This window comes from Pseudoalteromonas sp. AS84 (genome assembly GCF_038900255.1).
In the GTDB taxonomy this organism is placed as follows: Bacteria; Pseudomonadota; Gammaproteobacteria; order Enterobacterales; family Alteromonadaceae; genus Pseudoalteromonas.
In genome coordinates this window covers 218559-243456 of the sequence record NZ_JBBMQY010000002.1, presented here as the reverse complement: position 1 = coordinate 243456, position 24898 = coordinate 218559, and the positions used below count along the sequence as shown (strand labels likewise).

22 protein-coding genes are annotated in these 24898 nt (G+C 39.2%); 10 read left to right on the top strand and 12 right to left on the bottom strand.

Annotated elements, in window-relative coordinates; genetic code table 11:
* The 6 genes from moaA to WNY79_RS03485 form a co-directional block, all read right to left on the bottom strand.
* Positions 1–972 carry a GTP 3',8-cyclase MoaA gene (gene moaA, locus WNY79_RS03510; protein WP_149602496.1) on the bottom strand — a complete coding sequence of 324 codons (972 nt, stop codon included), beginning with the start codon at positions 970–972 and terminating at the stop codon, positions 1–3.
* 16 nt (positions 973–988) lie between these two features.
* Entirely contained in the window at positions 989–3685 is a 2697-nt protein-coding gene (locus WNY79_RS03505; protein WP_342875137.1) for a nitrate reductase, read from the bottom strand.
* Between the two features lie 29 nt (positions 3686–3714).
* Positions 3715–5238, bottom strand: a complete 1524-nt coding sequence (locus WNY79_RS03500; protein WP_342875136.1) for an FAD-dependent oxidoreductase — start codon at positions 5236–5238, stop codon at positions 3715–3717.
* Positions 5239–5465: 227 nt separating this feature from the next.
* The gene (locus WNY79_RS03495; protein ID WP_342875135.1) at positions 5466–6659 is read right to left on the bottom strand and encodes an alginate export family protein; all 1194 of its coding nucleotides are present in this window, start codon (positions 6657–6659) and stop codon (positions 5466–5468) included.
* A 10-nt stretch (positions 6660–6669) separates the two neighbouring features.
* The gene (locus tag WNY79_RS03490; RefSeq protein WP_342875134.1) at positions 6670–8412 is read right to left on the bottom strand and encodes a bifunctional protein-serine/threonine kinase/phosphatase; all 1743 of its coding nucleotides are present in this window, start codon (positions 8410–8412) and stop codon (positions 6670–6672) included.
* Positions 8413–8425: 13 nt separating this feature from the next.
* Positions 8426–9895 (bottom strand): NarK family nitrate/nitrite MFS transporter, encoded by a 1470-nt coding sequence (locus WNY79_RS03485; RefSeq protein WP_010552543.1) that lies wholly within the window; start codon positions 9893–9895, stop codon positions 8426–8428.
* Positions 9896–10184: 289 nt separating this feature from the next.
* On the opposite strand from WNY79_RS03485, the gene moeB reads away from it, so the two are divergent.
* The gene (gene moeB / locus WNY79_RS03480; protein ID WP_342875133.1) at positions 10185–10943 is read left to right on the top strand and encodes a molybdopterin-synthase adenylyltransferase MoeB; all 759 of its coding nucleotides are present in this window, start codon (positions 10185–10187) and stop codon (positions 10941–10943) included.
* Here moeB and WNY79_RS03475 read toward each other — a convergent pair whose 3' ends face one another.
* From WNY79_RS03475 to modA, 3 genes are read right to left on the bottom strand one after another with little or no spacing between them, the layout of a single operon-like run.
* Positions 10944–11972: an ATP-binding cassette domain-containing protein gene (locus WNY79_RS03475; protein ID WP_294119208.1), complete on the bottom strand. Its 1029-nt coding sequence runs from the start codon at positions 11970–11972 to the stop codon at positions 10944–10946.
* Between the two features lies 1 nt (position 11973).
* Positions 11974–12651, bottom strand: a complete 678-nt coding sequence (gene modB, locus WNY79_RS03470; RefSeq protein ID WP_002959821.1) for a molybdate ABC transporter permease subunit — start codon at positions 12649–12651, stop codon at positions 11974–11976.
* Positions 12638–13390 (bottom strand): molybdate ABC transporter substrate-binding protein, encoded by a 753-nt coding sequence (gene modA / locus WNY79_RS03465; RefSeq protein WP_294119200.1) that lies wholly within the window; start codon positions 13388–13390, stop codon positions 12638–12640. Before modA ends, modB begins: the two co-directional genes overlap by 14 nt.
* 45 nt (positions 13391–13435) lie before the next feature.
* On the opposite strand from modA, the gene glp reads away from it, so the two are divergent.
* Positions 13436–14653, top strand: a complete 1218-nt coding sequence (gene glp, locus WNY79_RS03460) for a gephyrin-like molybdotransferase Glp (protein ID WP_342875132.1) — start codon at positions 13436–13438, stop codon at positions 14651–14653.
* A gap of 53 nt (positions 14654–14706) precedes the next feature.
* Here glp and WNY79_RS03455 read toward each other — a convergent pair whose 3' ends face one another.
* Together WNY79_RS03455 and WNY79_RS03450 are read right to left on the bottom strand one after the other, a co-directional pair.
* Complete coding sequence (locus WNY79_RS03455) at positions 14707–15159, bottom strand: hypothetical protein (RefSeq protein ID WP_342875131.1); 453 nt, start codon at positions 15157–15159, stop codon at positions 14707–14709.
* A gap of 274 nt (positions 15160–15433) precedes the next feature.
* Positions 15434–16858 (bottom strand): sodium-dependent transporter, encoded by a 1425-nt coding sequence (locus WNY79_RS03450; RefSeq protein ID WP_024599116.1) that lies wholly within the window; start codon positions 16856–16858, stop codon positions 15434–15436.
* Positions 16859–17047: 189 nt separating this feature from the next.
* Here WNY79_RS03450 and WNY79_RS03445 point away from each other — a divergent pair, with 189 nt between their 5' ends.
* The 6 genes from WNY79_RS03445 to WNY79_RS03420 all read left to right on the top strand — a co-directional run bounded on the left by WNY79_RS03445 (position 17048) and on the right by WNY79_RS03420 (position 21358).
* Entirely contained in the window at positions 17048–17350 is a 303-nt protein-coding gene (locus WNY79_RS03445; RefSeq protein WP_024599115.1) for a YciI family protein, read from the top strand.
* A 160-nt stretch (positions 17351–17510) separates the two neighbouring features.
* Complete coding sequence (locus tag WNY79_RS03440; RefSeq protein WP_024594903.1) at positions 17511–17768, top strand: PepSY domain-containing protein; 258 nt, start codon at positions 17511–17513, stop codon at positions 17766–17768.
* Positions 17769–17770: 2 nt separating this feature from the next.
* Entirely contained in the window at positions 17771–18445 is a 675-nt protein-coding gene (locus tag WNY79_RS03435; RefSeq protein WP_007375447.1) for a response regulator transcription factor, read from the top strand.
* Positions 18439–19776 carry an ATP-binding protein gene (locus tag WNY79_RS03430; protein ID WP_076925914.1) on the top strand — a complete coding sequence of 446 codons (1338 nt, stop codon included), beginning with the start codon at positions 18439–18441 and terminating at the stop codon, positions 19774–19776. Before WNY79_RS03435 ends, WNY79_RS03430 begins: the two co-directional genes overlap by 7 nt.
* On the top strand, positions 19763–20173 hold the full coding sequence (locus tag WNY79_RS03425) for a hypothetical protein (RefSeq protein ID WP_294114382.1): 411 nt from the start codon (positions 19763–19765) through the stop codon (positions 20171–20173). Before WNY79_RS03430 ends, WNY79_RS03425 begins: the two co-directional genes overlap by 14 nt.
* Before the next feature lie 105 nt (positions 20174–20278).
* Complete coding sequence (locus tag WNY79_RS03420; protein ID WP_342875130.1) at positions 20279–21358, top strand: FAD-dependent oxidoreductase; 1080 nt, start codon at positions 20279–20281, stop codon at positions 21356–21358.
* 69 nt (positions 21359–21427) lie between these two features.
* On the opposite strand, the gene WNY79_RS03415 is transcribed toward WNY79_RS03420, so the two are convergent.
* A complete protein-coding gene (locus WNY79_RS03415) occupies positions 21428–22465 on the bottom strand; it encodes an AI-2E family transporter (RefSeq protein ID WP_170070738.1) in 1038 nt (345 codons plus the stop codon).
* A gap of 170 nt (positions 22466–22635) precedes the next feature.
* Here WNY79_RS03415 and WNY79_RS03410 point away from each other — a divergent pair, with 170 nt between their 5' ends.
* On the top strand, positions 22636–23526 hold the full coding sequence (locus WNY79_RS03410; protein ID WP_342875129.1) for a TIGR01777 family oxidoreductase: 891 nt from the start codon (positions 22636–22638) through the stop codon (positions 23524–23526).
* 353 nt (positions 23527–23879) lie between these two features.
* Positions 23880–24833: a GGDEF domain-containing protein gene (locus WNY79_RS03405; protein WP_342875128.1), complete on the top strand. Its 954-nt coding sequence runs from the start codon at positions 23880–23882 to the stop codon at positions 24831–24833.
* Positions 24834–24898 lie beyond the last annotated feature (65 nt).

Here is a 24898-nt window from a genome sequence, read left to right as displayed (position 1 = left end):
TTAGCCACCTAACATGGCTAAGTGAGTTGTCGCACCTGTTAAGCGCTTATCTAGCTCATGACTTATTTCTTTATTGCCCATAGCAGCTCGAATAGCCTTTACTGTCGCTGCAGTATCGTCCTCATTTAGTAGCTCGCGTAAATCGATTCCTTGCTCGGCAAATAAACATAGGTGTAATTTACCCAGCGCCGATACCCTTAAGCGATTACAGCTTTTACAAAAATCTTTGCTGTAAGGCATTATTAAACCAATACGACCATCGTAATCAGGATGACAAAATTCCTCGGCGGGTCCGTTTAGTTTCCCCCTCACAACTTGTAACCAACCTTGGTCGAGTAATTGGGCTTTAACTGTTTGTCCACTTAAGTGGTTTTCTTCAAAAAAGGTTGCGCCGTCACCTGTTTCCATTAGTTCTATAAAGCGCACCGTAACTTTGTGGTGTTTTACCCACGCTAAAAAATCCTTCAATTGGTTTTTATTAAACTGCTTGGCGAGCACCGCATTTATTTTTATATCTTTTATTCCCAGCTCTACCGCGCGTTCAATTCCTTTTAAAATAAGGTTAAGTTTGTCGTGCCCTGTTATGAGTTTAAACATACTCGGATTTAAACTATCAATACTGACGTTGAGCGCATCAAGCCCTGCTTCTGCAAATTCATCAATTTTCTTTAATAAATTAAAGCCGTTGGTAGTAATGGCTACCTTTTCTATGCCGGGCGTGTTTTTACAAAGCTTTATAATATCGGTTACGTCGTTTCGTAAGCATGGTTCGCCACCTGTAATACGCACTTTTTTAGTACCTAGTTCTGCAAACGCATTTACAAGCGTGCTAATTTCATTTTTATTTAAAAAATTACGCGGCGTATCGCACTGATACCCGTTTGGTAAACAATAACTACAACTAAAATTACATACATCGGTTATTGAGAGACGCAAATAGTTAAACTGCCGACCAAATTGATCATTAAGCATATGCTTCCTTTTATCTTTACATTACAACCGCAACATCAATGCTGCTAGAACCTGCTTTGTAATGTTGTTTTATTAATTGGCTTAATTGCGTTTTACACGAACCGCAGTTCGTTCCACATTTAAGTTCAGACCCCAATTGCTCGACTGTGTTTGCACCGTTTTTAATGGCGTTTATAATTGGTTGCTCTCTTACTTTAAAGCAGCTACACACTTGCATACCTTGGGTAAATTCTTCATCTGGAGTTGCATAAAGCAAAGACTGTAACTGTGTAAACGTCAGTAATGGCTCTGCAAACAAATGGTTTATCCACTCAAGTGATATTTCTTTTTGTTCATTAGAGATAACACCAACAAACGCTAATTGATCGTTTTGAATACACTGCACATGCATAGCTTTTGCACTACTCATAGCCGACCACTGCCCTTGTAAACCTGTTAAAGTTTGGCAGTAATACAGTAAATCACTTTGTGGTTCATTAAGCGCTAATTGGTAATTAAAGCAATTGCTTGCATTAACTTTGAGCCAAAAATCACTGTTTATAACAAGTTCGTTTTTAGCAAACAGCTGCATATATTGCCCAAAGGGTGCTTTAACTATATTAACAGCTCCGTGTTTGCACTCAGCCTGACCAGATAGTGGGTCAACTACCGATTGATACAGCCCACTTACTGTTGCTGATGATGCAAATTGCTTATTCCAGTGAATAGGCATAAAGCATTCACCTTTTCGCACGGCATCGGTTACTTTTGCATGCGCGGTAACCTGCCCAGTTTGGGCAATTGCACTTATTAAATCGTTTTGTTTAATTGCTAATTTACTGGCATCAAGCGGATTAATTTCAATGTACGGGCGTGTAATATGTGATGAAAGCGCAGTGCTTTTACCCGTGCGGCTCATGGTATGCCATTGGTCTCGTATACGACCCGAGTTCATTACAAACGGGTAATCACTTGATGTTTTTTGCACCGGTAATTGCGGCGTTATGGGTATAAAACGCGCTTTTTTATCAGCGGTGCTAAATTGGTTATCTGTAAAAACCTGACCATTTTTATAAGGCTCATTTTTAACAACAGGCCACATAATGGGTTTTAAATTATCATACTGATTTTGTGTGAGCCCAACTAAACCAGAGAGGTTTAATAATCGGCTGCCGTTATTTTCAAAGTCGGTTAATTGCGCCCATTCTTCAAAAATGCCACTTGGGTCTGTAAAATCAAACCCTTCAAAGCCCATTTTTTTAGCAACATCGCACATAATTTGCCAATCGTTTTTAGCTCCCGAATAAGGCGCTACTAACGGGCGTTGCCTTGATATTCTGCGCTCTGAGTTAGTTACTGTGCCGTTTTTTTCGCCCCATCCGGTTGATGGAAAAGCAACATCGGCAAATTTTAACGTATCACTTTTTGCAATACAGTCAGATACAACCACCAGCTCGCAGGTCTCTAATGCTTTTTTAATTGCAGCGTTATTGGGCAAGCTCACCATTGGGTTTGTTGCCATTATCCACACTGCTTTTATTTTGCCTGCGGCTATTTCATCAAACATATTAATGGCATTGCTGCCTGCTTTTTTAGCGATAGTAGGCGAGAGCCAAAAACGTTGTACAAGTGATTGATGCGCTGCGTTTTCAATATCTAAATGCGCCGCTAACTGATTAGCCAAACCACCTACTTCGCGCCCGCCCATCGCATTGGGCTGCCCTGTAATCGAAAACGGACCACTGCCTGGTTTAAGTAATTTACCTGAGGCTAAATGTGCATTAATAATGGCGTTGCATTTATCTACACCCGAGCTTGATTGATTTATACCCATTGAGTAAAAGCTAATCGCACTTGGGCTGTTAGCAAATAGCGCGTAAAACTCAGTGACTTGCTCAATTGCTATATCGCAAAAGTCGCTAACTGCCTCACAGCTCCACTTTGTTGCCTCCTGCAGTGCACTTTCAAAGCCGTTTGTGTGCTGAGCAATAAATTGCGTGTTGAGGTGGTTATGCTCATTTAAATAATTAAGCAAGCCGTTATAAAGTGCGGCATCACTGCCTGGTTTTATATTTAAAAATGTGTCGGCAAGCTCAGCGGTGTCAGTTTTACGCGGATCAATAACCACTACTTTCATATTTGGGTTAAGTTGCTTTGCACGCTCCATTCGTTGATATAAAACCGGGTGAGTCCATGCGGCATTAGAGCCAATTAAAATAAGTAGCTCAGTTTGCTCTAAATCCTCGTAGGTACACGGCACTACGTCTTCACCAAAAGCACGTTTATAACCTGCCACAGCAGATGACATGCACAGGCGCGAATTTGTATCAATATTGCCTGAGCCTATGTAGCCTTTCATTAATTTATTCGCGATGTAGTAATCTTCAGTAAGTAACTGCCCTGACACATAAAATGCCACCGCATCGGGTCCATGCTTTTGTATTATGTCGTTAAATTTATTGGCAACATGGTCGGTTGCTTCATCCCACGTAACGGATTGGTTATTAATAAGAGGCGACGTTAAGCGATTATCACTGCCTGTTGTGTCGAGCAAATGCGTGCCTTTTACACATAAACGACCAAAGTTTGCGGGGTGCTCTCGCATGCCTTCAAGCTTGGTTGGCACATTATTAAAAAGTGAAATATCAACACCACACCCTACACCACAGTAAGCACATGTTGTTTGTTTTAAACTCGTTTTATTTATAGTTGGTGACGTGTTTGCGGTTGTCATGCTACTGCTCTCTTTTAGTGTGCTTTAATTTATGCGGGCTGTTTAACAGGCTCATTAAGAGTAACTACGTTAATAGTGTTACTTGCTTTAGCGAGTGCGCTGCTTATTACGTTTTGAACGAGCTTTTCACAACCTCCACAGCCTGTACTAGCTTTGGTGCTTTGCTGCACACTTGCTAGGTCTATAAAGCCTTTAGCGACTGTTTGTTCAATGGTGTGTTTAGTTACTTTATGACAAGCGCAAATAATAGCGTCATCAGGCAAGTCATCGGCGCTTAGCTCTGCTATGTCGCCAGCAAGGGGCATAATGAGCGCTTCGGGGGCGGTGGTAAGTTCAATGTCGTTTAAGTGATATTGCAGTAAATTATCGTAATCGCTGGTATCGCCAACAAGTACTGCGCCAATCAGCTTATTACTTTGTGAATTAGTGACTACTTTTTTATAAATACCATTGGGTTGATCCTCAAAATAATAGCTTATTGCACCTTCGCTACGTGCATGTGCATCGCCAATAGAGCCTACTTCAACACCCATTAATTTAAGCTTGGTACTCATATCGGCACCGCTAAATTCATCGGCTTTATTGTCTAAACCAGTACTTTGCAAAGTACCTTGCTGGGTCTGTTGTAAAATATGCCCAACTGCAATTTTAGCCATGGCGTAACCGGGTGCCACTAAGCCAAAAATAAAATTATTCCATAGTGCACATTCGCCGATAGCGTATATGTTTTTATCACTCGTTTGGCAGTGGTTATTAATTACAATACCGCCGCGCTCACCTATATCTAAATTAAACTCGCGGGCTAAATTATCATAAGGGCGAATTCCCGCAGAAAATACAATCATGTCGGTTTCAAGGGTTTTACCGCCTTTAAAACACATTTTGTAACGGCAACTTTCACCTTCTACTATTACCTCGGTTGCTACCGATGTATGCACAGTAACGCCTAAATCTGTAATTTTGTTTTTTAGTAGCCGACCGCCCCCCGCATCAACTTGTACGCCCATAAGTTGCGGTGCAAATTCTATTACGTGAGTCTGTAAACCCAGTTGCTTTAATGCGTTTGCAGCCTCAAGCCCCAGTAAACCGCCACCAATTACCACACCTACTTTACTACCGTGGGCTGAGTTTTTTATTGCGTGTAAATCGTTAATGGTGCGATAAACAAGGCAATGCTCACGATCTTTACCCGGTATAGGAGGTACAAATGGAAATGAACCTGTAGCAAGCACCAGTTTGTCGTATTCAAACAACTCCCCTTTAGCGGTTGTTACTGTTTGCGCATCACGATTTATATCAACCACTTTAGAATGAGTATGAAAGCGTACTTGCCAATCGTCATAGGTTTTATTGCATGTAAGTGCGAGGTCGTCTGCAGTTTTACCTTTAAAAAAGGAAGATAGTTGCACTCGGTCATACGCTAAACGGTCTTCACCGCTCAGTACCGTAATTTCAAATTGTTCATCAGCTTGATTTTGAGAAACTAGCTGCTGCACAAAATGATGCCCCACCATTCCGTTTCCTACCACTACAACACGCTGCTTGCTTAGCATTTACCCACCTCAAAGTGATATCTACTTTAGTAATTGACTAAAATTGAAATCGAATAATTTGTTATAGGATTGTTATAGCAATATGCAAGCCAAATATATAAGCATTTAATATCAGTAAGTTGCCTACTTTGGTGCAGAGGTGGAAAGCGTAAATCCCCACAAGATGGTGCAATTGCACCATCTTGTGTCGCTATAAATTACAAGAGGATATTAGAAGATAGTGAGGGTTAAAATTTAGCACTTATCCATACCCATAATTTTTGAGTATCGACTTTATTAGCAGCAGTATCCCCCGCTGAGTAATCGGCGTATTTAACACCCACTGCGTATTGTTTGTTAATAGGTTTAACGTATTGTACGTTTAGCTCACTGCCTAAATCGTCAACCCCATTTGATTGCTCATTGGCATCAAAACGGTGATAAGCCACCAGCCATTTTCCGTCAAACGCTTTACCATTTAAACTTACGTAAGTGTCGTCCAAGCCTTGAGTGGGTGTATTTAAAAACGTATCGGCCCAACCATTAAATTTATGTAACGTGGCAAGTGGTGTTGCAAACCCGTAATCGCCATTATCAGAGCCAAGTGACTCTATGCCGACTTTTAATGTTACTGTTTTTATACCCAACCCATTTAAATCCACAGCGCCTTCAAGTGCATAATAGTCTGCATCAAAATCGTTCACACTTGTTAAGGCAGACTGCGTTGCGTATTCCGCTTTGTAATAAAATTTTATGTCGTTTAGAGTTTTATTACCGTTAAAAGAAACGCCATAAGTGTCTAAACTGTGGTCTTGTATAGCATCGTCACTTAATAAATAACTGTATAAAACCACTTTACCGTAGTCTGTTTTAAAGCTTGCATTAATTAGATGATCGGACGACTCAATGTCTTTATCGTCAGCAAATATGCGGTTACGCTTATTTAAATAACTGTATTGTAAATCTATGTTATTAAATGCGTAATTAACGGTTGCTGCATCAAAGGTTTGCCTGTCTTGGCGCCAACCTACGTGCCCAACAAAACGCTGCCCATCAAGTGCTATTACTTGGCGCCCTACTTTTAGCGATAAACCATCGCGTACATATTTAACAAAGCCTTGGTCAATCTCAGTGTTTTCTGGGTCTGCAATAACAGAGTAATTAGTATTTTTCCCCACCGTATTGTTGTAATCATCTACGCCCAATAGGCTGCGAATGTCTTCTACTTCAATAAGGGCTGAAAAACCATTCACCTCATCTGTTTGATGCGTTAAGCGGGTTCTAAGTGTCAAGCCACTTGCATCTTTTAAAGTATTGTCTTGATCAACGCTTTCAAAACGCAGTCTAAAATCAAGATCAGTTTGCGAAGCTTGGCTTATTGAAGGCGCAGTGAAGCAACCCAGTATAAAAATAATAGGTAAGTTGTTCTTATAGTTAAGCATTTTTGGTTCTCTAAGTTTTAATTATTAATACACATACCAAAGCAATAAATAAACACAGCGAAATACATTTCCAGACCATCACTGGATCGCGTTTTAGTATTGAGCTTTTATTAGCGGTACTTTCTAAATAAGGGTTAGGTTTATTGATATCGTTTATAAACTCAGAAAAAGCTTGGTATCTGAACTCAGGTTTAGGGGCAAGCGCCTTCATAAGGGCTTGATCTAACCAAAACGGAATATCGGCTCTGTATTTACGAATACTTGTGTAGTGCCAATGGCTATAATCTTTTGGCGCTACGTGGTTAAGTGGCAGTGGTTTGTAAGGCAATTTTGAGCACAATAACTCGTATGCAATAACGCCAAGTGAAAACAAATCACTTTTAAAATCGGCGTGCATAGTAATCAGTGTTTCGGGCGCGGTATAGTCGGCTGTGCCTTGCGGGCAATCATCCGCAATTTGTTTAACCGACTCGTCCATAGCCGCAACACTTACTGTGCCGTAATCAATGAGCGTTACTTTTGCGTGCGCATCTATCATTACGTTATCGAGTTTTAAATCACGATGTACCATATCGAGTCGCTGAAACGCCCTTAGTGCATGTACTATTTGTTCAATAATACTGCGTACTTGGGTTATTTCTGGGTGCGGCACGTCGTGCTTCCAATCACTCAGTGTTTGCCCGTCCATGTACTCACAAATATGATATAAAAAACGACTTTGCGATTGCGTACTCAGTACTTTCATCACGTTTAGATGATTTATACGTTGTCCAACCCAGCCTTCTCTTATAAAGCCTTGAAGGTAGTGCACATCGTCTTCAAAATTAACCGAAGGTGCTTTTAAAACCACTGGCGGTATATCGGGCGCTTGTTGCACTAAATAAATATGCGAGCGACTACTGGCATGCAATTTACGAATAACCGTGTAGTCATCAATTTTTTGCCCAACATTAAGCGCAGGTGGAATTTTGCGACGAGTTAGCGAATGATAAAGCTCATCTAGTTTTTGCTCAGCAATGTTTTCTACTTTTACCAGTAAGCAACTTACGTTGTCGTCACTGCCTCGCGCTAATGCAAGTTCGGTAATTGCTTTAGCTGCATTTTCTAAATTAGTGTGCTCATTAATTAATTTAGCTATATCACTACTTGGGAGCACATCGTGTACGCCATCGCAGGTTAATATATAAATATCGTTTGCTTTTAGGTCAACTTCGTAAACATCTATTTCTTGATGAAGTTGTGCGCCAAGCGCACGTGTTAGCGTGTCGTTTACTTTGTGATCCCGTGTTATCGCCTCTATTTTAGTCCCGCGTAGGCGGGTAATACGCGTATCACCTAAGTGAAAGATATAACCCGTTGCCGACTTTAAAATAAGCGCTGTAAAAGTCGTCATCCAATCGGCTTGGCGCTGACCTAAGTGATTGTAATTAAACGATTGCGAATACAGCCACTGATTTAAACTTGCTAACACCTTCGACACTGACTTTTTAACCGCCCAACTTTCGGGGGTATTTAAATACTCATTTATAAAATGAGTAACCGAAAGTTGAGACGCTTGTTTAGCATTTTTTGCTGATGAACACCCATCGGCTAAGCAGGCAATAACGCCTTTAGACTCTTTTTCTTGCGCTTTGGTATTAAGAGCTGCAAACGCATCTTGGTTTTCTGCTTTTAACCCTTTTGCACTGTGCCCGCCAAATGAAACGTTGAGTTCATTTTTGAGTGCTTTAGCGTGGAGTGTTTCATCAAACATAGTCAATAATGCCTTAAGTCACTGAAATAAGTTCGACGGTGCCGTCTTCATTTACTTCGGTAATATGGCCATCTGGTTCTTTCATAAAAAATAGTGCAGCTAGGCCAAGTAATGCACTACCGGCAATAATGAAAAAGAAAGTTTGATAATCAACAAGTGACAATGCCGTTAAGTAAACTACCGCACCTACATTACCATAAGCCCCTGTCATACCAGCAATTTGCCCAGTTAAACGACGCTTAATTAGTGGTACTGCCGCAAATACTGCGCCTTCACCAGCTTGCACAAAGAACGAACATGCCATAGCGGCTACTACAGCAAGCCATAAAGGCCACGATGCATCAACCAAGCCCATTACAAAATAACCAACAGCAAGACCCATCGTAAGTACGATAAGTGTTATACGACGACCTAATTTATCTGAAATCCAACCACCACCTGGGCGAGATGCTAAGTTCATAAATGCATAAGCAGAGGCTAAAATACCGGCATACACCATATCAAGCGCAAACACATCCATAAAAAACAGCGGCAACATAGAAACAACCGCAAGCTCAGAACCAAAAGTTGTAAAATATAAAATATTTAAAACAGCCACTTGTTTAAACTCATAACGATGCGACTCAGGTACAGGCTCTTTAAAAATATGACCATTTACGTCAAAGGTTTTATATACTTCGTAAATATAAAGTAGGACTAAAAAAGCATACACAGCAAGCACAAAATTAGCCGAAATTAAGTTAGCACCGGTTGGCGAAAGCTTCCAAGTAAGTAATGCTAATGCGCCATACATAGGGATTTTCATAATAAGCAGTAATACAAAGTCGCCTTTACTAGTTACTTCCATTGCGCCTACTTTTTTAGGCTTAAAGTATGTACCGCCTTTTGGCGTATCGGTTACATTTAAGTACCAAATAACACCAAATATAACGCTTAATACACCGGTTAAACCTACTGCATAACGCCAGCCATCTTCGCCGCCAAACATTAGTGCAATAATTGGCAATAACATAGCCGCAGCTGCTGAACCAAAATTACCCCAGCCGCCATAAATACCTTCCGCTATACCCAACTCGTTAGCAGGAAACCATTCACTCACCATTCTAATGCCTACAACAAAGCCAGCACCAATAAAGCCTAAAGCAAAACGCGCTATTGCTGCTTGCTCAAATGTAGTTGCCATAGCAAACATAAAACATGGAATACTACAGCTAATAAGTAGTGCCGCGTAAACAATACGGGGACCAAATTTATCGGTTAGCATACCCACCACAACACGCGCTGGAATAGTTAACGCTACATTTAAAATTAGTAATGTTTTAACCTGTGCCATGGTAATACCAAGTGAACCCGCTATGGCACCTAATAAAGGAGCATGGTTAAACCATACAAAAAATGACACAAAAAAGACCATCCAACTCAGATGTAATACTTTCATTTTTCCGCTAAACGATATTAGGTTAAACCCAGAACTCGGTTGCATGTTTATTTTCCTCGTAAACGTATTATTGTTTTATTAATGCCCCACCCTTTTATATGAGTAGCAGCCCAATTTTTGTTAAATTTAAGTTAACCCGATATAGCAATTACTGAGCCACTAATTAAAAACTATAAATTTCATGTGGTTACATGCAACAGTTGTTTTTATACGTTATAGTTGCACTATATGAGTGAAGGGCTCTGGGTTGTTAGAGTGCAAATAAAAAGCGTTACTACTTGCTCTTGGATTTAACAACTTGGTATTGTTCAAAAAAAGTATGAGAAGTTTGAAAATGCAAAAAACACCGCTAACTTACCAGCAGCAACTGCGCTATTCACGGCACATTATGCTCCCGCAGCTTGATATAGACGGACAAGAGCGACTATGGCAATCGCATGCTTTAATTATTGGTGTGGGTGGGCTTGGTTGTGCGGTAGGTCAATACTTAGCGGCATCTGGCGTTGGCACGCTTACCTTAGTTGATAACGATGAAATAGACGTGACCAACCTGCAAAGGCAAATACTGTATAAAGAAAGCGACATTGGTAGCTCAAAATGCAGTGCTGCTAAAAAACAGCTTAACGCGCTTAATAGTGAAATAAACATAAATACTATTGAGGCATTTTTTGATGCAAATACCTCTACAGAGCAGCTATTTAATAACATTGATATAGTAATTGATTGCTCAGATAACCTAGCAACGCGTAATGCACTTAATAGCGCCTGTTTTAAAGCTAAAGTTCCGCTAGTGTCAGGCTCTGCAATACGAATGGAAGGACAAGTCGCGTGTTTTACTATGGATGGAAACAGCCACTGCTATGGTTGTTTATCGCAATTTTTTAGTGAACAAACACAAAGCTGCTCTGAATCCGGTGTGCTCTCTCCTATTGTGGGGCTAATAGGCAGTATTCAGGCTACTGAAGCACTAAAAATGCTTGCTGGTTTGCCAAGTGGCTTAGACAAACACTTATTGCTGGTGGATGGTTTAAGCATGGAGTTCAATCGTTTTAAAATAGCTAAAAACAGTCAATGTGCGGTGTGCAGCATTTAGTTATTCTAGATTACTGATTGTTGTATAAAGCACATCGCCCACTTTAAAGTTGTTTTTGTCCCATACTCGTCTTGAAGCCAAGCAATACAAAGTTTGCCCATCTACATTAAGCGTTAACTGCCACTTGTTGTTAATAAGCTCAGCCTGAGTTAATACCGTCTTTAAAACATTACTGTGCGTTGTTTGCTCAGGCTTTAACGCACTAAGCGACATTTGCTCACTTTCTATAATTAGCTTGTTACTGCTATCTACAAGTGCAGGAAGCACAAAAAGCGGCTGCTCACTTTGCTGTAATTGCAGTTGATAAAGCCCGTAGTCTTCATCAAATTTAACAACATCGTAATTAATTAAGCTCAGCGGTGTTTGCCTATCGTTTGCATAAATAGCTTTTGCAACGTGTGCACTTGCACCTTGGTTTATCACCTTACCTTTATCAAGCTGAATAAGGGTATCGCAGCAAAATAGCAGCTCTTTTAATGAGTGACTTACTATTATAAATTTAATATTAAACTTAACTGCAATCTCGCTAAGTTTAGTGAGTGTTTTAAAACGCAATGACCAATCAAGCGCGCTAAAAGGCTCATCAAGCATTATAAATTTTTGACCAGCAAGCAAAGTGCGTGCAAATACTACACGTTGGCGTTCGCCACCCGATAAGCTTTGTACATCACGGTTTAGTAAGTCTTGTAATTCAAGCACTTTAACAACGTATTCTAGCGTTAAGCTTGTTTGCTTATTCCCGCAGTGTTTTTGTGTAAACGCTAAATTACCTGCCACATCTAAATGAGGAAACAACGGGCACGATTGCAACTGAAGCGTAATACCGCGTTTATCGCTTGGCAACTCATGCACTGGCTGATTGTTTACATAAACACTTTTTGCAGGCTCTAAACCGCTAATACAACGTAGTAATGTTGACTTACCCGAGCCAGAAGGCCCGTAAACACCCAATACATTAAACGACTCAAGCTCAAGGTTTATATCTAAATCAAAATTATTGAGTGCTTTAAAAAGGCTTAACTTAATCATGTTATTGCTTAACCCCTACAATGCTTTTATTAAACTTAAATAACAGCACTAAACAGGCAAACGAAATAGCCAGTAAAATAAGTGAAAGCTGATGCGCCGCCGTATAATTTAACGATTCAACATGGTCATAAAGCGCAATAGACACCACCTGTGTTTGCCCCTGAATATTACCGCCAATCATTAATACCAAACCAAACTCACCCAATGTATGCGCAAAGCCTAAAGCAAATGCGCTACCAATACTGGGTTTTAAAAGCGGAATAATTAAATGCACAAAGCGTTTAAACGGGCTTAACCCAAGCGCAATGGCTGCTTCGTTATAGGTTTGATTAATATGCTTAAACCCAGCCACAAGTGGCTGCATAACAAAAGGCAGTGAATAAAAAAGCGAGCCAATAACCACACCCTGAAAACTAAACGCAAGCTGTGTACCCGTTAGCCAAAACCAAAACTGCCCAAAAGCGTGATCAGGCGAAAATAAAACAAGTAAGTAAAATCCTAATAACGTAGGCGGCAGCACTAAAGGCATTGCAATTAATGCCTCTAAAAATGGTTTAAATTTACCGTTATAGCCAGCGAGCTTGTAAGCCAGTGGAATACAAAAAACAAGAAGGAGCACTGCGGTTATAAAGGCAAGTTTTATAGTTAACCACAGCGCGGTTAAATCACTTTGAAGCATTGTTGTCCTTTATTCTGTAACCTAATTCAATTAACTGCTGCTGCGTAGCCTCTGCCATTAAAAATTGCATGAGTTGCTTAGCGCTAGCACGCTTTTTAGTCGAGCTAATAATAACGCCTTGTTGAATTATATCGGGATATTGATTTGTAGGCAGCACGGTGTAATCTAAATATTTTTGATCTTGCGTGTTACTGTAAGCCGCCTTTAGTGATGAAACAGCCACCAGCCCTACTCCTACATTACCGCTTTCAACAAACTGAAACGCATGCGTAATGTTATTACCGTACACATAATTTACTGGCTTTTTAAAATGGTTATTCGCGTAGTGCTCTGAGGCACGCCCGTATGGTGAAAAACGCGGATTAGCAATGGCTACTCTATCATTTACTTTTTCAGCTTTGGGTTGCCACAAAGCAAGTTCGCCTAACGCGTAAGTGATTAAACTGCTTTGCTCGGCATAGCCTTCTTTAATAAGCGATTGCGGTCGAAAATCGTCAGCCGATAAAAACACATCAAATGGTGCGCCATGCACTATTTGCGAATATAAAACACCGCTAGAAGCGGCTGATATTTTCACGTCAACATTAGGTAATGGGGATTTTTTTAGTAGGGTTTGCAATACAGTTTTAAAATTACTCGCTACGGCTACTTGCAGCGTTTCTTTTGCGTTTACGCCGCACGAAAGCATGCATGCGATAAGCAAAAAATAACCCAACCATGTATTGTAAAGCTTTGACATTATAAGTATTGTTTCAAAATAAAATGATTTAAGTAAGCAATATATATGAACGATGTTTGCAATGCACCCGGTTTATTGCCAATTGAAACTGCAATACAAAATATACTTGGCTCAATAACGCCAGTTAAAGACGTTGAAACCATCACTATAATGCAAAGCGTTGATCGCGTTTTAGCAAGCGATGTTAAATCAACTATAAACGTACCAGCTCATGATAACTCCGCAATGGATGGCTATGCGCTATGTATTTCAGATAAAAGCTTAACCTATACACAAGTAGGTAGCGTGTTTGCGGGGCAAGTTTTTGAAAAAACGCTTACCCCAGGGCAATGCGTAAGAATAATGACCGGCGCTGCCATTGCACCAGGCGCTAACGGCGTTGTAATGCAAGAAAACGCCTCGGTAGATGGCGATAAAATTACGTTTACCGCGCAACCAGAGCTAAATGAAAACGTGCGTTTTGCTGGCGAAGATATTGCAATAGACGATGTTATTTTAAAAGCAGGCGATAAATTAAAAGCCGTTGATGTGGGGTTACTTGCATCTTTAGGAATAGCCAATATAGACGTGGTAAGAACCTTAAAAATAGCCGTGCTTTCTACAGGCGATGAGCTAATTGAACCTGGTCAGCCTCTTAAGCAAGGCGCTATTTTTGAAAGTAACCGCGCTGTTATTATTAGTGCGCTGCAACAAAAAAATATCGACGTGATCGATTTAGGAATAATCCCTGATGACAAAGAACTCATCACCAATGCATTTTTAAAAGCGAATGAACTCGCCGATGCCGTAATAAGCTCAGGCGGCGTATCGGTTGGAGAAGCCGACTTTACTAAAGAAGTGCTCAACGAAATTGGCGAAATTCACTTTTGGAAAATAGCCATGAAACCAGGCAAACCTTTTGCCTTTGGTAAACTAAGTAACAGTTACTTTTTTGGCTTGCCAGGTAACCCTGTGTCGGCTGCTGTTACGTTTAATCAGTTAGTAGAGCCTGCACTGCAAAAGCTGTCGGGTCTTGGTGAAGTAAATTCTAAAATGCGATTTAACGCGGTTACTACATCCGTTATTAAAAAGCGCCCTGGCAGAGCTGACTTCCAACGCGGTACAGCAACAATTAACGAGCAAGGTGACTTAGTGGTTGCCCCGTTTAATAAACAGGGCTCGGGTGTACTTTCGTCGCTTAGTAAAGCTAACTGCTTAATTGTAGTGCCAGCACAAAGCGGCAATATCGAAAAAGGCGCAACAGTAAGTGTTGAGTTGCTATAAAGCCTAAAATGCTACAGCTAACTGTATAATTTAGCTGTAGCGCTATGTAGACCTTAAAATATTTTTATATTTAATGTTTGAATTAAACAATTTAACTTTTCGCTATGCCCTACAAACTCTTCTTTGCTCAATCTATTAACACACTTTAGCGCATTTTTAGTCGCAAAGTATCTATCATAACTTAGGCTTCTTTTGCATTTAACACTATACGTTGAGGGCCAAGAGCCACCAGCACCCGTTGCTATGCCAACAACATTACATGTAGCATCTATATATTGCTCCCATGCTTTTATTTGGGCTTTAACTGCATCTACTTGGTAGTCGTCAGTTAGTTGCGGGTAGATTTCATCCATCATTTTACTGATTTTAGTTTTGTATCTATTGCCCTCTAAATTATAAGTATTGCCCGTGTGCATTGCACCGCCTTCTGGCCAATCATCAGTGCTTTGTGCAAATGCGCCAAATGATGAAATAGCAAAAGCAAACCCAATAATAATTTTATTCATTTTAAATCCCTTTAATACCAATCTGCTTATATATGGGGTCTATTTAACGTTAAGAAAATTACGCTAGAACTAGGCAAAAATTTTTGTATCTAGTTGTTCTAAATAAAAAATTTTTAAAGACGTTATAGTGCAATTTAATTCGTTAAATTGATCAAAGATTTATGCAGGTTGGTATAATAGTTAGACCAGATACCTGTAAAAAACGCCTATAAAAAATGCCGCTAAGCTTAACTGAGCGGCATTATATTATTCAATAAGCTTTTAAAGAGGCCTATTAAAAACCAAATATTTTTAAATCAAAAAACTTAGTCGCCACTGTATTTATAAATATTACAGCTAGAATGACAGGAATAAACGTTGAAAGTGAAAAGTTAACGTACTTTTCCATCAAGCTTCCCGCATAATTAGGCGAACCTAAGCTTAGCTCTTGTGTTAAGCGTGCTTTTTTCCAGCGGTACATTACAAACAAACACACCATTAAGCCGTTAAGTGGTAAAATTGTGTCGTAAAATACATCAACAATAATATCAAAAAAGCTCTTACTAACGCCGCCATAACTGGTGAAAGATGTAAGGCTGTCAATCATACCAAACGACATTGTACATAAAATAGTAAGTACACCGGTTGAAAGTGTAAGGATGCCCAGTGCTTTTTTACGGCTAATACCTTTACGATCACTTAGTGTTGCAGTCGGGACTTCCACTATTGAAACAAGTGAAGTAATCGCTGCAAAAAATACTAATAAAAAGAATGAGAACGCAACAATAGACGCACCTACATAACCAATATCATTTTGCAGTGCTAATAATATTTTAGGTAGGTATACAAAAATCATTGATACGGACGAATCAGAAAGTGCTGATGGGTCTGTATTTGGGTCAAAGCTAAATATCGCTGGCAACACCATTAGCCCCGCTACAAACGCAACGAGTGAGTCAGTAATAGCGACCATTTTAGCACTGCTTACAATGTCATCCTTTTTAGAAATGTACGACGCGTAAGTCATTAATATACCCATACCCAGCGATAGCGAGAAAAACGCTTGGCTTAATGCGCCATTAAGTACACTTGCACTCATCTTAGAAAAATCAGGAATAATGTAGTATTTAACACCTGCCATTGCGTTATCAAGCGTTAATACATAAGTAACTAGAGCTAGTAGCATAACTAATAAAGCGGGCATTAGAAATTTGGCGGCTTTTTCTATGCCTTGTTTAACACCACCTAACAAAATTAAGTTAACAATAATAACCACAACAGCCATATAACCAAACACAGTGTAACTATTAATAAAAACACCAAAGTGGCCAGGATCTGCAAGTAAATCTAAATTACCGAGGCCTGTTTGCGTTAAATAACCAAAGATCCAAACCGTAATCACCATATAAAATACAGCAATCATAAATGGTGTAAGCACCGCAAAAAACCCAGCTAACTTCCATTTTTTATCGTTATTAGATAATAGTTTGTACGAACCAAGTGGATCTTTTTGAGCGTTACGACCCATTGCCATTTCAGCCATCATGACTGGTAAACAAATGAATATGACAAATAAAGCGTAAATTAATAAGAATGCGCCACCACCATTTTTAGTAGCAGAAACCGGAAAACCAACTAAATTACCAATACCAACAGCTGAACCGGCCGCTGCCATTATGAATCCAAGGCGGGAACTAAATCGTTCTCTATTTTCGCTCATGCATAAAACCTTTTTATTATTTTGTATATTTCAGCGACTCTACCAGTGTTACACAGAGATTTTCAAGCAATTACAGCTTAAAAATAAAATCGAAGTGTAAACCTGTGTAAATACGCTTTTAATTCACCAATTTTCAACGCTGTGGTAGTATTGCGTTAATCAAATTTAACAATTTTTATGAGATTCCTTATGTTGTACATGATTCACTCAACAGACGTTGAAAACAGCTTAGAGCTTAGAAAAGCAGCACGCCCAGCACATTTAGCACGCCTTAGTGAACTTGACTCACAAAACCGTCTACTTACCGCCGGTCCATTACCAGCAGTTGATAGTGAAGATCCTCAAGAAGCAGGTTTTACCGGTTCATTAGTGGTTGCTGAATTTGAATCAATTGAAGCAGCTCGAGAGTGGGCAGCAGCAGATCCTTATGTTGCCGCTGGCATCTATGAAAATACAATTGTTAAACCTTTTAAAAAGGTATTTCCTGCTTAAAAAGTATTAAACCCTAGAGCGTGCGTTGCACTGTAATTCAGGGTTTGTTCACAGGATTTTAATTAAAATTATCAGGATAAAAACGAATTTACCGTTTTTACTTGAATTTTAGTAACTTAGTTAATTAAACTAAGTGAGTCTGGTCTAGGAGTTTTCCATTATGCGCGTATTATTAAGCCTCGGTTTTATTGCTTGTGTTAGCTTAGCTAACTTTAGTCAAGCAGCAACCGCCACCCAAGCATCTCATGCTGAGGTGGACAAAAAGAAAGCCGTAATACTCGCAAAGAAAACAATTGGCGGTAAGACATTAAAGATCACTGAAAAAACAGATTTTTATACCGTACGAATACTCAAATCTGACGGCCACGTCGTTGATTTACATATTAATAAAAAAACCGGCGAAGTGAAAAAGGATTAAAAATGCGAATTTTAGTTATAGAAGACGATTTACATTTAGCAGATAACCTACGTAATGCCTTAGAAAAAGAACGTTACAGCGTGGATTTATGCCACGATGGTGAAGCAGGTCTTTTCCACATTACAGAATACCCGCTTGATATGGCCGTAGTTGATTTAGGTTTACCTAAAATAGACGGTATTGAGCTAATTAATAAAGCACGAGCACAAGGCATTACAATCCCTATTTTAATCTTAACCGCGCGCGATCGCTGGCAAGATAAAGTAGAAGGTTTAGATGCAGGTGCCGATGACTACCTTACTAAGCCATTTCATGTTGAAGAGCTTATTGCCCGTTGTAATGCATTAATTCGTCGCAGTGCTGGTAAAGCAAATCCAGAAATGACTGCAGGTCCAATTAAAATCCATACACGTTCACAACAAGTATGGGTTGATGACAAAGAACTTAGCCTGACAGCTTACGAATATAAAGTACTTGAATACTTAATGGTAAATCCGCAAAAAGTAATTTCTAAATCAGAACTGACTGAGCACATTTACGACCAAGATTTCGACCTTGATTCAAACGTAATCGAAGTATTTGTACTACGTTTGCGTAAAAAGCTTGACCCTGAAGGCGTACTAAACCCAGTAGAAACACTACGTGGACGTGGTTACAGGCTTAAAAGCCAGTGGTAATACCGCAAATATCGTTAAAAATAAGGCAAGGATTTATCCTTGTCTTTGTTTTGTTAGTCGCACTTCCTATCTTATTTTATTCAATTGGTAAGGCGTATTACGCTTCACTTGTTGATGCGACAGAAAAAACCCTCGAAGCACAACTCTACTCGCTAATATCTGAAGTCGATTTTACTGAGCATGGTATTATTATGCCCAGCACTATTTTAGCGCCTGAGTTAAACAGATTAAATTCTGATACCTACGCAATGATCTACCGCGATGATGACCCGGTTTGGAACTCAGAGTCGGCTGTAAATTTAAACTATGTACCTCAGCAAATAGAGACCAAAGCAGGTGCTGCCGACTTTAGGCGTGTTGAATATAATAATACCGCTTATTGGCAACTTAGCCTGACTGTAATTTTAAACAACATAGATCAATCAGAACAAGCTCGCTTTATATTAGTTAAACGTAACGACGCTCTACTTCGTTTAATGGATGGCTTTAAGCAAACCCTTGTAGATTGGATGTTTATCATGGGGATTGCAATCGCAGGCCTGATGGCGATTGGTTTCATTTGGAGCGCTCGCCCACTCCAACGACTCGATAAAGAAATAAAAGCGATTGAATCAGGCGATATTCAAGAAATTAAAGGCCTCTACCCAGTAGAACTGCAAACAATAAAAGCAGATCTAAACTTGCTACTTGAGTCGCAACAACGCCAAAAGGAACGCTATAGAGCCTCATTGAGCGATCTTGCTCATGCACTCAAAACGCCGCTTGCTGTATTAAAATCAAGTCCATTGGCAAACGATGCCGATGCACAAGAACAACTCGACCGCATTAATGTGATGATCGAGCACCAATTAAAACGTGCTGCAACAGGCGCATCAGACACATGGAAAAAACAAACCCCTGTTAAGCCAGTACTCGATTCAATACTCAGTGCTATGGCAAAAGTATATCGTGATAAAGATATTATTTTTAGCTGCACTGTAACCGAAAAAGATTATTTTTTAGGCGATCAAACAGATTTAATGGAATTACTCGGTAACTTGATTGATAACGCGTGTAAAGCGTGTCGCTCACAAGTAGAAATACAAGTAATCCAAAGTAAAACTCTGTGTATTGGAATTAGCGACGATGGTCCTGGCGTGCCAGAAGATAAGCGCGAATCTTTACTTACACGTGGTACTCGCCTCGATACTTACGAAAGCGGACACGGCGTAGGCATGGCGATTGTATCAGATTTAGTTAAGTCGTATCACGGTACGCTAACCATTACCGATGCTGATAAATTAGCCGGCGCTCAATTTATTTTAGAGTTTAACTACAATGACAAAAAGTAACTGTTTATTAAAACTCACTGCCATTGTGCTATTAGCTACAAGCCAGTACAGCTTGGCAGATGAGGCATGTACTTTAGCCGCTAAAGCAACAACCGATGAAGCTAAGCGGTATATTCAATGCTTAGACACCCAAATTGATAAAGCAAAGCAAGTACAAGGTAGTTGGATACAAAAGCGCAAATATGAGCTAACTAAATCACAAGAAAGCACAGGTAATACTCAAGTACTTCCGTTATTTATGCGTAGCATTACTAATAGCGAAAAGTACCTGGAGAGCGCCTGCCAATGGCGCTATTTAATAAAACTTCCTAATGCGACAACAGCTGCAATTAGCTATAAGCTCTGTGAAATTGAGCTTATAAATCAATTTACAGAATCACTAAAACACCCATTCTAACGAAACTAATTAGTTAAGTTATTCTGTACACTCCCCGCTCCGCTTGACAATTTATTTATATCAAAACAAACTATCTACTAGTAGATTGCTAAATAGGTAATAAAAATGACTAAACCAGTAATAATTATAGGTGGTGGACTTGCCGGCTTATACAGTGCGTATAAATTACAACAACTTAATATTCCGTTCTTATTACTGGAAGCTAAATCGCAATTAGGCGGTCGAATTTTTGCCGCGCAATCACCAATAAATAACGATGTTAGTTTTGATTTGGGCCCTACGTGGATATTTCCCCACCAACCAAAAATTCAAGCTTTAGTAAAGTCACTCAACTTGAGTATATTTGAGCAATACAACAAAGGTGATGTGTTATATCAAGCACCTAATTCCAAGCAGCCTCAACAAATTGCAGGTGCTGGAGATATGCAGTTATTTAGGCTTAAGCACGGCATGAATACCTTAATAACTGCCTTATACGAGCAACTTAATCCTGATTCAGTGTTATTAGAACACAATGTCACTGAGCTTAAAAAAGGTGATAACAACTGGCAAATTACGGTTAATCACTTAGGTAATATAAAGCACTTTACTACTGAAAAACTAATTTCAGCAATTCCTGCTCGTATGGTTACAACGCATTTAACACCTGAACTATGGGCTACTCCAACACTCATAAACCGCCTTAGTAGTGTACCTACATGGATGGCAGGACAAGCCAAATTTATAGCTACTTTTGAACATGCATTTTGGCGTGATAAAAACTTATCAGGGCAGTGCTTTAGCCGCGTAGGCCCTATGGTCGAAATTCACGACGCCAGTGCTGAAGATGGCAATTACGCCGCATTATTTGGCTTTATAGGTGTGCCCTACTTATCACGAAACCAAGTAACTCAAGAGCAATTAATTCAAGCCTGTGCCCAGCAGCTTAGCTACTTTTATGGTAAAGATGCAGAAAAGGCAACGGGGTACTTTATTAAAGACTGGGCAGACGATAAGTTTGTAGCGAATAGAGACGATCAAACTCAGCCTTCACAGCACCCAGAATTTGATTTTTCTGGCTTGGATGAGCAATTAAATAACCTAAATATTCATTTTGTAGCGAGTGAGTTTGCAAAACAAGAAGCGGGATATTTAGAAGGCGCAATAAACGCAGTGGATGACGCTATTAAATTGTTTGTTAATTAATAGTCTTGTATTTACTGTTAACGTAGCCATCAAGGGCTTTAATTTTACAGCCCTTGATGGTTATAGATGTTAGTTATTTTTAGCAACGTCTTCGCCACTGCCTAGTAGAGTGGCAACCCACTTACCTTCTGCACTGGCTTCTAGGGCTATTTTTACAATCATAGTTAATGGCACAGATAAAAGCATACCCACAGTACCTAATAACCAGCCCCAAAATATTAATGATAAAAATACTACTAGCGTTGAAAGACCTAGCCCTTTGCCCAAAAATTTAGGCTCTACAATATTACCCATTACCGTATTTATTGTTAAATAGCCTGCAGCAACCAATCCCGCAATTAACGGGCCTTGAGTAATAAGTGCAAGTAATACTGCCGGTACAGCCGCAATAATTGACCCAATATTAGGAATGTAATTGAACATAAACGCCAATACGCCCCAAAGCACAAAGTAGTCTACATCCAAAATCCATAAGTAAAACGCAGCAATAATACCCGTACCTAAACTTACTAGCGTTTTAATTGCCAAATATGAATTAATAGACTCTAAAAAGCGGTCAATTTGCTTCATTTTGCTATCAGGATCTTCAAGTGCCATGTGTATTTTTTTACTCAGCATTGGCCCTTCAAACAGCATAAAAACAACAGTTAAAATAATTAAAAACATGTTTGCCATTACGCCACCTAAACCAGTGAGCATATTGGTGGCTACATCAACCATTTTACCTGGGTCGAACATATTGATTAACTGATCTTTATTGATCAATATATTGTATTGAGATGCTAAATCTACCAGCCATACAAATTCTTCTTTGAGTTGTGTTTTATACTCAGGAAGTTGCTGCGAAAAATCATTTATTGATTGCCCTACAAGCCCGCCAAGACTCACACCTAAGCCAACTATAATAAGCACCACCAACATAACAGCAATGCCTTTAGGAATTCGGTAGCGCGCAAAAAACTTGATTAGCGGATTACAAATAATGGCAATAAACGCTGCCAAAATAAACGGAATAATAATTACACTTGCTGCTTTTATCCCCGCGAGTACGACCACTAAGGAAGCAAAAACTATTAAGCTTTTATTTACTCCAGTTAAACTTGCCAATTTATTAATCCTTTTATTAATTATATGGCCTTAGTGTAAGGCAAAAGGTAATTAAATGAAATAATGACGAAGTGATCATAAAAGCCTGTTTTACGTATAAATTTGCAAAGCTGTTTGCTAGCGAGTATGTTTTTTAATCACTTGCTACTATTTTATTGTAAGGATTAATAATGCATATATTTGTTACTGGCGCGACGGGATTAATTGGTAAGCACTTATGCCCTTTTTTACTTCATCATAATACTGTTACTGTGCTTAGTCGAAATCCAACTAAAGCTAACGTATTACTGGGACATAAAGTTAAAGCCGTAAGCAATGTTAATACAGTAGATTTTAACACCGTTGATATTGTTATTAATCTAGCTGGCGAACCGATTGTAAATAAACGCTGGAGCGACAAGCAAAAGCAAATAATACGCGACAGCCGTATTGGTATTACACAACAAATTAGCGAAGCTATTAAAGCTTGTAGCACTCCCCCGCATACTTTTATTTCTGGAAGTGCTGTAGGCTTTTATGGTCGACAAAATAGTAACACTATTGATGAAACCTGTGAAAACCCTCACGACGAATTTAGCCACCAGCTTTGTAAAGACTGGGAAAATGCAGCTTTACTTGCGCAATCAGAACAAACCAGAGTGTGCCTATTACGCACGGGTATTGTTTTGGCCAAAAAAGGTGGGGCATTAAGTAAAATGCTACCCGCTTTTAAATTATGCTTAGGTGGCCCTATTGGTGATGGCGAGCAAGGTATGTCGTGGATACACATCGACGATATGATTCAGCTAATACTTTTTATTATTAGACATCCTGAAATATCAGGTCCTGTTAACGCAACTGCACCAAACCCTGTGAGCAACGCTCAGTTTAGTAAAAGCTTAGGCGAAGCGTTATCACGACCTGCATTTATCCCTATGCCAACCGTAGTGCTTAAACTATTAATGGGTGAAATGTCAGACTTACTTACAACGGGGCAATTTGTAGTTCCTAAAAAAGTACTAGCTCATAATTATCGTTTTCATCATCCAGATATTAAATCAGCTTTAGAGAGCTTGGTTTAGCTGGCGTTAATAATTCTTAAGGTAGAATGCAGAAAATTGAAAAGCAATCCTTTTAACCGAATTGACCTTTTCTTATCAATACATAATAATTACACACTTAATTGAATATATATTTCATCATTTTATAATAAAGAGAATAAATCATGTTTCATTTGCCTACTGTGATCTTCCTCTCTTTTATTCTTAACTTACTCATAAGCTTATTCTTTCTCTCAATTTATAAATATAAAAAACAAACATCTTTTCTACTATTTGGTTTAGCCTGTGCCACATTTGCGCTAGCAGAAATACTGGCATGTTTGCGCTTATACATAGACTTTCCTTTGATAACCCACTACTTGGCTAGTATTTCTATGATTATGAGCCCACTTTTAATTATTATTGGACTATATAAATATAAAAATATACAGAATATTAGTTTAATGCCTCTTTACTGCATATTTGGGTTTTCTGGTTTATTGTTATTGGCAATTTATCCTTTCGAAGCAGCAAAAATGCTAACGAGCTTAGTAATTGCCGGATTATTTATTTACACGGCGTATTTAATCAAAAGCATGAGCTTTGTTGCTAAAGCCCAGAAAAAGGCGTTGATCACCTGCTTTTTAGTGCACAGCGGTGTTATGTTTTTAAACGTAATATTTCTATTAGTACCGGTACTGAGCTCGAGTATTCAGGATGTAGCAACGCCTTTACAAATTGTGCTTATTAGTCATTTACTATTAGCCACTCTAAGTGCTCTTATACTGCCATTTTTGTTATTTTCTAATAGTGAATACACGCTATCGAACCTTGCGAATACCGACTCTCTTACACAATTATTTAACCGAAGAGGCTTCTTTAATAATGCCAAAGAAACTCTTAAACAACCTAACAACAGTGATAAAAACGTATCTGTAATTATTCTAGATATCGATTTTTTCAAGCGTGTAAATGATAAGTACGGCCACGACACCGGCGATCAAGCAATTAAATGGATTGCGCAGCACATAAAAGAGCAATTTATTGATGAAGGTATTTGCGCCAGAATAGGCGGTGAAGAGTTTGCTATATTACTACCAGACTATTCTCTACGAGCAGCTAAAGAATATGCAGAGCACTTACGTGAAAATATTTCTAAGCATCCATTTTATTATCAAAACTCGCATATTAACCTATCTGTAAGCGCCGGTGTGAGTAGTGCACTAAATGGTAAAATGAGTGTAAAAGACTTACTGTCGCTGGCTGATAAGCGCCTTTATCTTGCTAAAGAAACTGGCAGAGATAAAGTAGTCAGCTTTGACGAGAAAAACCTCTTAATGCAGTGCTAATTATTTTATAAGTAATTATAAAAAAGGCCCCTCTTATAAAAACGCGGTACCCCTTTGTATTTATA